General features: G+C 74.7%; 5 protein-coding genes. 1 reads left to right on the top strand and 4 read right to left on the bottom strand.

Features of this window, described 5'->3' with window-relative positions; genetic code table 11:
- Positions 1–87: 87 nt before the first annotated feature.
- Positions 88–1302: a carboxylate-amine ligase gene (locus tag ACZ5GT_RS34185; protein WP_469034187.1), complete on the bottom strand. Its 1215-nt coding sequence runs from the start codon at positions 1300–1302 to the stop codon at positions 88–90.
- A gap of 184 nt (positions 1303–1486) precedes the next feature.
- On the bottom strand, positions 1487–2461 hold the full coding sequence (locus tag ACZ5GT_RS34180) for a Rieske (2Fe-2S) protein (RefSeq protein WP_469034185.1): 975 nt from the start codon (positions 2459–2461) through the stop codon (positions 1487–1489).
- Positions 2462–2724: 263 nt separating this feature from the next.
- Between ACZ5GT_RS34180 and ACZ5GT_RS34175 the strand changes: the two genes are divergently transcribed.
- Positions 2725–3594 carry a class II glutamine amidotransferase gene (locus ACZ5GT_RS34175; protein WP_469034183.1) on the top strand — a complete coding sequence of 290 codons (870 nt, stop codon included), beginning with the start codon at positions 2725–2727 and terminating at the stop codon, positions 3592–3594.
- Positions 3595–3639: 45 nt separating this feature from the next.
- Here ACZ5GT_RS34175 and ACZ5GT_RS34170 read toward each other — a convergent pair whose 3' ends face one another.
- Entirely contained in the window at positions 3640–4521 is an 882-nt protein-coding gene (locus ACZ5GT_RS34170; RefSeq protein WP_469034179.1) for a helix-turn-helix transcriptional regulator, read from the bottom strand.
- A gap of 77 nt (positions 4522–4598) precedes the next feature.
- The gene (locus ACZ5GT_RS34165; protein WP_469034177.1) at positions 4599–5990 is read right to left on the bottom strand and encodes a glycoside hydrolase family 43 protein; all 1392 of its coding nucleotides are present in this window, start codon (positions 5988–5990) and stop codon (positions 4599–4601) included.
- Positions 5991–6000 lie beyond the last annotated feature (10 nt).

Here is a 6000-nt window from a genome sequence, read left to right as displayed (position 1 = left end):
CCCGGCGGACGCCCCCCCCCGCCCCACCCCCCCCCCCCCCCCCACCCCCCCCCCCCCCCCCCCCCCCCCCCCCCGGCGCGGTTCCGGTCAGGTCCGGATGGTCTCCGGGGCCTCGGACCCGGCGGAGGGGCCGGGCGTGCCGGTGCCGGCGGAGGGGGCGGGCGTGCCGGGGGACGGGACACGTCCGTGGCCGGCGGGGCGCCGCCCCCGGTGCCGGCGCTCGCCGCGGGTCTCGGCGATCAGCATGTCGACGCAGGCCAGCAGATCCTCGTCGTGCGCCTTGCGGCGCATGCGCTGGGCGGCGCTGCCGTCGGCGAGGGCCTGCCAGGCCAGCGCCTCGACGGTCTGCCGGTCGCCGAGGGCTTCGAGGGTCGGGCGCAGCCGGGTGAGCAGCTTGCGGACGACCTGCGCGGCGGGCGCCTCGCGACACGTCTCGGGGTCCACCAGGGTGCCCTCGAGGCCGGAGCGGGCGGCCCGCCAGGAGGCGCCGCGCAGCCACTCGTGCCGGCCCCCGCAGGCCGGTGCGCCGCCGCTGCGCAGCCGCTGCCGCGCCGAGACGACCAGGGCGCGGAACAGTCCGGCGACCAGGACGACCGTCTCGGTTCGCGGGCAGGCGTCGCAGAGGCGGAGCTCCAGCGTCGGCAGGTGGGCGGAGGGGCGGACGTCGTAGTAGATCATCCCCGGGTCGGTGATGATCCCGGCCCGGACGAGGTCGCGCACGGCGGCGTCGTAGTCGGCCGCGGTCGGGAAACAGCCGGCCTGGCCGGCGGTGGGCCAGCGCTGCCACAGCAGGGTGCGCCAGCTGGCGTACCCGGTGTCGGCGCCCTGCCAGAACGGCGAGCTGGCGGACAGCGCCAGCAGCACGGGCAGCCAGGGAGCGACCTCGCACATGACCCGCACCGCCGTGTCGCGGTCGGGTACGTCGACGTGGACCTGGGCGCCGCAGATGAGCTGCTCGTCGGCGACCTTGCGGTAGTCGTCGACCATCCGGCGGTAGCGGGCGTCCGCGGTGGGGTGCCCGGAGGAGGCGGGCGCCAGCGGCGCCGTGCCCGCGGCCGCCACCGCCAGGCCCAGCGAGGAGGCGGCCGCGTCCAGGCGGCCGCGCAGGCCGGCGAGGTCGGCGTACAGCTCGTGCAGAGAGGTGTGCACGCCGCTGTTGGACTCCACGGTGGACTGGTGCAGTTCCGCCTGGAAGCTGCGCCGGGGCAGCCGGCGGAGCAGTGCGTCGGCGCGCGGCACCAACAGGCCGCTCTCCACCTCCAGGACGTGGAATTCCTCTTCCACGCCGAGACCAGGGTTCACGGTCGCTCTCCTTGGGGTGTTGCCCGAGTGTGTGCCGGCCCCAGGTGCCCAGGGCGTCGCCACCCAACCGTGATCTCGCCCTTTTGACGTGATTGCCGCACAGATGAGCGGTGCATGGTGTCGTCGGCGTCCGGGCGTCACCTACCGGGGCGCCCGTCCCGTCGCATGCCGACGGCGGCGACCGTCAGCCGTCCTGCCCGCGGGTGGCCGGTCCCGCCCCGGCACCGCTCCGGTACCAGGACGCCCGGCCGTCGCCCGTGCGGACCTCGCCGTCCTGCTGGCGCAGGCGGATCTCGACCCGGCCGTCGGTGACACGGGTGTCGAAGGCCGGCTGGGGGGCGGTGGCGGGCCCGCGGACGTTCCAGCCGTCGGCGAGGCGGAAGACGCTGCCGTGCCAGGGGCACTGCACGCACCCGTCGGCGATCGTGCCCTCGGACAGCGGTCCGGCCAGATGGCTGCACCGGTCGGCCAGCGCGTGGATCTCGCCGCCGATCTCCCGCACCACCATGACCGGCACGTCGTCCACGGTCCGCCGCACGGCCTGGCCGGCCGGGAACTCCTCGACCGTCCCGACCGGGTGCCAGCCCTGGGAGACGACGTGCGGCACCTCTTCGGCGTGGTTGGCGCCCGCGGCCTGCCGGTACGCCATGTGGCCGCCCAGCAGACCGCCCGCTCCCACCGCCGTCAGCCCCAGGAAGCCGTACGTCCGTCCCGCGCCCGGCCTGCCGGTGAGGCGGCACGCCAGCGAGGCCGCGTACAGGCCGACCGCCGCGACGTTCGCCGCCGCGTGCACCAGCCCGACGCGCATCTGCTGACGGTGCAGCTCCGCCCAGTCGGTCGCGCCGGCCAGCGCCGCGGGGGCGGCGGCGGCCAGACCGACGCCGACCAGCAGGCCCGCCTCACGGGAGCGGCCCGGCCACAGGTCCAGCACCGCGGCGGACAGCCAGCTGCCGATGGGCACCTGGACCGTGAGCGGATGGACCGGGTGCCCGAGCCACCTGCCGTGCAGGACGTCCCTGCCGCGCCCCATCGGCAGGGACCGTACCCCCTTCTGGAGTGTGTCGATCACCGGGTCTGTCCGCTGCCCCCGCTCCAGGCGGTCCAGCATGCTCAGGAGCCGGTTGTGCCGCGTCCGCGAGTGGCGTCGCCTTGTGTTCATACGCAGCCGGGTTTCCCCCTGCCCGGAGGGCAAACGGAAGCCGGCCTGCGGTAGCTCCGCGGCGCCTGGTACGGCCGCACGGTGTGGGTCGCCCGGGGCGAGGTACTCGGCTCGCTCCCCGGCGGGCCCCCCGCGCCGGCCCGGCCCGGCGGCCGGTCGCGGCCTCGGAAACGGAATCCAGCGCACGGCCCGGAAAGGGAGTCCAGGGCACGGCCCCGGAAACGGAGCGCGGGGACACCGCCGCCGTCGGGAGAGGAGAGGCGATGTGCCGCCTGTTCGGTCTCAGCAGCGCACCGCGGCGCACCCACGCGACCTTCTGGCTGTTGGACGCCCCCGACAGTCTCAGCCTGCAGAGCCATCGCGACCCCGACGGCACCGGCCTCGGCTACTTCGCGCCCGACGGCACCCCGCACGTCGACAAGGCGCCGATCGCCGCCTACGCGGACCGGGCCTTCGCCGAGGACGCCAGGCAGGTCGAGTCGGCCACCTTCCTCGCCCATGTGCGCTTCGCCTCGACGGGCAGCCTGGACGCCCGCAACACCCACCCGTTCACGCAGGAGGGGCGGCTGTTCGCGCACAACGGGGTCGTCGAGGGCCTCGACGCGCTCGACGACCACCTCGGCCCGGACCGGTCACTGGTCCGGGGCGACACCGACTCGGAGCGGTTCTTCGCCCTGATCACCCGGGAGACCCGGGCCCATGGCGGCGACGTCCGCGCCGGCATCGAGAGCGCCGCCCGCTGGATCGCCGGGAACCTGCCGCTCTTCGCCCTCAACCTGGTCCTGATCACCTCCGACGGGCTGTGGGCGCTGCGCTACCCCGACACCCACGAGCTGTACGTCCTCGAGCGCCCGCCGGGCGGCCGCCACGGCACCCGGCATCTCGACCACAGCGGCACCGGCGGACGCATGCGCGTGCACTCCGCCGACCTGGTCGGCCACCCCGCGGTCGTGGTCGCCAGCGAACGCATGGACGACAACCCCGACTGGCGTCTCATGGAACCGGGCGAACTCCTCCACGTGGGCGCCGATCTGCGCGCCACCCGCCACCGCGCCGTGCCGCACGCCCCCGCCCACCGGCTCACCCTCGACGACCTGCGCCCGGAGGCGGCGGCCTCCCAGAAGGCGGCCTGAGCCGGCCTCCGCCTCCCCTCCGCCGGTGCGCCGTGACCGGCCGGGTCAGCGGGCCGGACCGGCGGCCGGGCCGGCGACGTCCTCGGTGCCGAGGACCGCGAGCAGGTCGAGCAGGCCGGCGCTGTCGGTGCCGACGGCGGGGGTGAACCACAGCAGCCGCTGCCGGCCGTCCTCGCTGAACAGGTTGAGACAGTTGACCTCGATCAGGCCGAGCCTGGGGTGGACGATGCGTTTGCGGTCGTCGCGCCGGAACGCCACCTCGTGGTCGGCCCACAGCGCGGCGAATTCGTCGGAGACGTCGAGCAGCGTTCCGATCATCGCGCTCGCCTCCGTGTCCTTCGCGTCCCGGCGCGCGGCGGCCGCCCGCAGATCGGCGACGAAGGCGCGGGACTGCTTCTCGTGGTCGGCCTCGGGGTACAGGCGCCGCGCGTCGGGGTCGGTGAACCACCGGTGGATGAAGCCGGCCCGGGGGCCCCGGGCCCCGGACTGGTCGCCGAGCAGCGCCACGGCGAGCGGATTCTGTACGAGGACGACGTGCAGGTCGGTGATGACCTGCGCGGGCGTGGAGGTCAGCCGGCCGAGCAGGTCGAGCATGCCGGGGTGCACGTGCGCGGCGGCCGCGCCGGCCTGCGGCACCGGGCGGGCCGCCAGGTGGTACAGGTAGTCGCGTTCGTCGGCGGTCAGCCGCAGCGCCCTCGCCAGCGCGGCGATCATCTGCTCGGACGGCTGGGATCCCGCGCCGCGCTCCAGCTCGTTGTAGTAGTCCACCGACGCCCCGGCGAGCTGGGCGACTTCCTCACGGCGCAGCCCGGGCACCCGGCGGCGCGGGCCGGCCGGCAGCCCGACGTCGGCGGGTCGGATGCGTTCGCGCCGCGACCGCAGGAAAGCCCCCAGTTCGGCGTACTTCACAGAGCCCATGCCGTCCATCCTGACGGCCGGCCGGGGCGGGGACCCAGGGGATGCCGTCCCCTGCCCGGCGCCCGGCGCGACGGCGTCCGGGCCGCTCAGGCCCAGGCGGTCACCGGCGTGAAGGAGCTGTCCTGGCGGAACAGGGCCGTTCCGTCCGCCGGGTCCACCCGCAACTGGTAGTCGTAGTGGCGCAGGTAGCGGCCGGGGTAGTTGTACGACTCGAAGCGGACCGAGCCCGAAGCGGTGCCCGTGCGGGCGACGAACGTGGCGTCCGCGGCGAACGTGGTCGTGCCGTCGTTCGTGTCGAAGCGGCCGCGGAAGCCGTAGTGGCGCAGGTAGTTGCCGGAGGCGTCGCGGAAGGAGCAGGCGTTCGGGTCGGCCAGGCCCGCGACGACCGTGAAGGTGGCGGCCTGTTTCTCGGCGGCCGTGCCGGCTGCGGTCACCACCGGGAGGTCGAGCAGGGCGGACCGCTCCTGCCAGTAGCGGGTGGGGTAGTTGACCGACTGGAAGGAGCGGGTGACGTTTCTCGGCAGGACCGGGCCGCCGGAGACCGTCTCCTTGACGACCGTGAAGTGGCGGGCCGTGCCGGAGAGGGTGGGCAGGGCCGTCGGGGCGCTCCAGGTGGCGAAGGTGTCGTGGCTGTCGCTGTAGTAGTACCTGCCGTCGCCGTAGCCGTCGAAGAAGATCCGCCAGGCGCCGTTGTCCAGTCGGATCACGGACGGGCCCTCGCGGTAGCTGCCCCAGCCGGCCCAGTCGCCGGTCCGGCTGATGGTGTACGGGCCGGTGAGGCTCGGCGCGGTGGCGTACTCGATGTACTTCGTCGTCTCGTTCTTCGTGAAGGCGTGGTAGAGCGAGCCGGTCTTCACGACGAACGTGTCGATGTGGTTGGCGCCGAGGCCGGGCAGGGCGACCGGTGAACTCCACGTGGTGAGCGTGGAGTCGGTCGCCGTCAGCAGGTACGGCGTGAAGATCCACTCGTTGTCCGTGGTGGAACAGGACACGATGACGTGGACGCTGCCGTCGCCGTCGACGAACCACTCGGGCGCCCAGGCGCGGGAGAGACCGGCGATCGGGACGGTGTGGTCGTACAGGAAGGTCCAGGCGACGCGGTCGGCGCTGCGGGCGAAGCCGATGGTGGTGCTGACGTCCTGCCAGGTGTGCGTGGTGTAGGTCAGGTAGTAGAAGCCGTCGGTGTGCCGGAAGAGGCTCGCGTCGCGGATCCGGTTGCTCGGCGGGGTGTAGACGGAGGCCTGGGCGAGGCGGAAGTCGGTGGCGTCGTCGGACTGGTAGACGTCGACCGTGCCGTCGTCGCTGTTGCGGAACGGCACGATGGTGTACCGGGTGGCGGAGCCGTCGGCGGGCGCCGCGGCGGCGGCCGTGCCGAGCAGTCCGGGCAGCGTGGGCAGGACGAGCGCCGAGGCGGGGAGGGCGGCCACGGCGCGCAGCAGGCTGCGCCGGGACGGGGCGGAGGGGCGGTGGGGGGTCACGTGTGGCTCC

This window comes from Streptomyces sp. NPDC031340, from assembly GCF_055569945.1.
The sequence above is the reverse complement of the archived record's forward strand: the minus strand, read 5'-3'. Positions and strand labels throughout refer to the sequence as shown.

Bases quoted from the DNA above. Each gene is read 5' to 3' on its own strand.
- ACZ5GT_RS34175 (WP_469034183.1), top strand. From the start codon at position 2,725: ATGTGCCGCCTGTTCGGTCTCAGCAGCGCACCGCGGCGCACCCACGCG.
- ACZ5GT_RS34170 (WP_469034179.1), bottom strand. From the start codon at position 4,521: ATGGACGGCATGGGCTCTGTGAAGTACGCCGAACTGGGGGCTTTCCTG.
- ACZ5GT_RS34180 (WP_469034185.1), bottom strand. From the start codon at position 2,461: ATGAACACAAGGCGACGCCACTCGCGGACGCGGCACAACCGGCTCCTG.